Source organism: Synechococcus sp. R55.2 (genome assembly GCF_047462075.1).
In the GTDB taxonomy this organism is placed as follows: domain Bacteria; phylum Cyanobacteriota; class Cyanobacteriia; order Thermostichales; family Thermostichaceae; genus Thermostichus.
In genome coordinates this window covers 1-735 of record NZ_JANSIH010000216.1, presented here as the reverse complement: position 1 = coordinate 735, position 735 = coordinate 1, and the positions used below count along the sequence as shown (strand labels likewise).

At 57.7% G+C, this 735-nt stretch carries 1 protein-coding gene and 1 pseudogene; both read right to left on the bottom strand.

What is annotated here, in order from left to right:
• Positions 1-524, bottom strand: a 524-nt coding sequence (locus NW838_RS07555) for a Uma2 family endonuclease (RefSeq protein WP_414427789.1), incomplete at its 3' end; no start/stop codon positions are given.
• 14 nt (positions 525-538) lie between these two features.
• Positions 539-735: pseudogene (locus NW838_RS07550) on the bottom strand (Uma2 family endonuclease); the annotation flags it as partial.

The following is a 735-nucleotide window of genomic DNA, read 5'->3' as shown; positions in this document are numbered from 1 at the left end:
CCCCCCTCAGCTAGCCCAAAGGCAAAGACGCGGCGCCCTTTGACGTCTATCACCCAATACTCGGGAATACCCAAGCTGGCGTAAAGTTGCTTTTGCTCATCCAGATCAATGCTGAGGGTAGTATCGGCAATTTCGCCCACCAAGTCAGGCGCCCGTTGGTAGCGCAGATCAATCCGCCGCGGTTCACCGGGCTGGTACTTGGGGATGTTATCGCCTTTGTAGAGCACCAGATCGGGGGCGCAGGCATGGGTCTCGGGGCGTTCGATCAGACAGCGACCACAAGACTGCAAGGGGACATCGGGGTGGAGAAAGGCCCAAAAACCAAAGACGATGGTGATGAAATCGCTGACGGAGGCATGCTCTGGCCCTTCTTTGCCCATGTTGACCCACAACCAGCCCTGATAAAAGGAAAGTTTCTGCCAATCCACAGCGGGATGGTCGCGGATAGCCACGTAGTCCTGCCAGGTGGCGCTGTGGCGCTCGAGGATAGGGGGGGTTGAGGTTTTTAGGGAGATGACAGTCATATCAATCTTGGTTCTTAAGCCCGGCTTTGCAACTGTTGGAGGAGCCAGTTGGCAGCAGCGGTGTTGGTCTCCTCGGCCAGCCGCTCCAGGGCTTGCTCGAGAAGGTCTATCTTCAGACCTGAGAGCACCTGTGACTGGGCAATGGCCCGATACTGGCCCCCCTCAGCTAGCCCAAAGGCAAAGACGCGGCGCCCTTTGACGTCTATCACCC